General features: G+C 67.1%; 3 protein-coding genes. All 3 read left to right on the top strand.

What is annotated here, in order from left to right:
* Positions 1-767 (top strand): Rossmann-fold NAD(P)-binding domain-containing protein (locus tag AC1DY5_RS51180; RefSeq protein ID WP_478121938.1); only part of this gene is annotated, 767 nt, incomplete at its 5' end.
* A gap of 27 nt (positions 768-794) precedes the next feature.
* Complete coding sequence (locus AC1DY5_RS51175) at positions 795-1,124, top strand: NAD(P) transhydrogenase subunit alpha part 2 (RefSeq protein WP_478121937.1); 330 nt, start codon at positions 795-797, stop codon at positions 1,122-1,124.
* The coding region (locus AC1DY5_RS51170) for an NAD(P)(+) transhydrogenase (Re/Si-specific) subunit beta (protein WP_478121936.1) at positions 1,121-2,500 on the top strand (1,380 nt) is incomplete at its 3' end. The genes AC1DY5_RS51175 and AC1DY5_RS51170, both read left to right, overlap by 4 nt.

Here is a 2,500-nt window from a genome sequence, read left to right as displayed (position 1 = left end):
TGGACGTGCTGTCGTCGCAGGCCAACATCGCCGGCTACAAGGCCGTCATGATCGCCGCCGACAAGTACCAGCGCTTCTTCCCGATGCTGATGACCGCGGCCGGCACCGTGAAGGCAGCGAGAGTCGTGATCCTCGGTGTCGGCGTGGCCGGCTTGCAGGCCATCGCCACGGCCAAGCGCCTGGGCGCGGTGATCGAGGCGTCGGACGTTCGACCTTCGGTCAAGGAGCAGATCGAGTCGCTGGGCGGCAAGTTCATCGAGGTGTCCTATGACACCGACGAGGAGCGCGAAGCCGCGGTCGGCGTCGGCGGCTAYGCCAAGCCGATGCCCGCGAGCTGGCTGGCGAGGCAGCAGGTCGAGGTCGCCAAGCGCGTGGCGCTGGCCGACGTCGTGATCAGCACCGCGCTGATCCCGGGGCGCGCCGCGCCCACGCTCATCACCGAGGACATGGTCAAGTCGATGAAGCCGGGCTCGGTGATCGTSGACATCGCCGCCGGCAAGGGSCCKGACGTGAACGGAGAGATGAAGGGCGGCAACTGCCCGCTGTCGGAGGCCGACAAGACGGTGGTCAAGCACGGCGTGACGATCGTCGGCGAGACCAACCTGGCGGCGCTGGTGGCRGCCGATGCGTCCTCGCTCTATGCGCGCAACGTGCTCGACTTCCTCAAGCTCGTGCTGCCGAAGGAGGGCGGTCTGAAGATCGACCTCGAGGACGACATCGTCGCGGCCTGCCGCATGGCGCAGGACGGCCAGGTCACCAAGAAGTAAGAACCCGCGAATCGCCGAGGAGAAGCCATGGACCCCGTATCCCACACCGTCATCAACCTGATCATCTTCGTGCTGGCGATCTACGTCGGCTACCACGTGGTGTGGACCGTCACGCCGGCGCTGCACACGCCGCTGATGGCGGTCACCAACGCGATCTCGGCGATCGTGATCGTGGGCGCSATGCTCGCGGCCGCGCTGACCGAGAGCGGCCTGGGCAAGACCATGGGCGTGCTGGCCGTGGCGCTGGCCGCGGTCAACGTCTTCGGCGGCTTCCTGGTCACCCGGCGCATGCTCGAGATGTTCAGGAAGAAGGACAAGAAGGCAGCACCGKCAGCGGGCAAGGGGAATGCAGCATGAGCATGAACGTCGTCACGCTGCTGTACCTCATYGCCAGCATCTGCTTCATCCAGTCCCTGAAGGGCCTGAGCCACCCGACAACGTCCATCCGGGGCAACATCTTCGGCATGGTCGGCATGGCGATCGCCATCCTGACCACCGCGGCGCTGATCGTGCAGCTCTCGGGCGGCAAGGCGATGGGCATGGCCTGGGTGCTGCTGGGCCTGGTGGTCGGCGGCGGCTATGGCGCCTACCGCGCCAAGACGGTCGAGATGACGCAGATGCCCGAACTGGTGGCCTTCTTCCACAGCATGATCGGCCTGGCGGCCGTCTTCATCGCGGTGGCCGCGGTGGTCGAGCCCTGGGCCTTCGGCATCACGCCGCCCCCGGTGGCCGCTGCCGTYGGCGTCAACACGCCCGAAGGGGCGGCCATCATCGACGGCTTCCTGCGCTACGCSATTCCGGCGGGCAACCGGCTGGARCTGTTCCTGGGCGCGGCSATCGGCGCGATCACCTTCAGCGGCTCGGTGATTGCCTTCGGCAAGCTCTCGGGCAARTACAARTTCCGCCTGTTCCAGGGCGCGCCGGTGCAGTTCAAGGGCCAGCACATGCTGAACCTGGTGCTGGGCCTSYTGACCATTGGGCTGGGCCTCCTGTACATGGCSACCGAGAGCTGGGCCGCCTTCCTCGCGATGGTGCTGCTGGCGTTTGTCATGGGCGTGCTGATCATCATCCCGATCGGCGGCGCCGACATGCCGGTGGTGGTGTCGATGCTCAACAGCTACTCGGGCTGGGCGGCCGCGGGCATCGGCTTCAGCCTGAACAACGCGATGCTGATCGTGGCGGGCTCGCTGGTGGGCTCCTCGGGTGCGATCCTGAGCTACATCATGTGCAAGGCGATGAACCGCTCGTTCTTCAACGTGATCCTGGGCGGCTTCGGCGGCGAGGCGGCCACGGCGGCCACCGGCGCCCAGGAGCAGCGCCCGGTGAAGAGCGGCAGCGCCGACGATGCGGCCTACATGCTGAGCAACGCCGAGACGGTGATCATMGTGCCGGGCTACGGCCTGGCGGTGGCGCGCGCGCAGCACGCGGTGAACGAGCTGGCCGAGAGGCTSACCCACAAGGGCGTGACGGTGAAGTACGCGATCCATCCGGTGGCGGGCCGCATGCCGGGCCACATGAACGTGCTGCTGGCCGAGGCCGAGGTGCCCTACGACCAGGTGTTCGAGATGGAGGACATCAACGGCGAGTTCGCGCAGGCCGACGTGGCGATCATCCTGGGGGCCAACGACGTGGTGAACCCGGCCGCGCTCACCAAGGGCACGCCGATCTACGGCATGCCGATCCTGGAGGCCTACAAGGCCAAGACGGTGATCGTGAACAAGCGCAGCATGGCC

This window comes from Variovorax sp. P4_D9 (assembly GCF_056401695.1).
The sequence above is the reverse complement of the archived record's forward strand: the minus strand, read 5'-3'. Positions and strand labels throughout refer to the sequence as shown.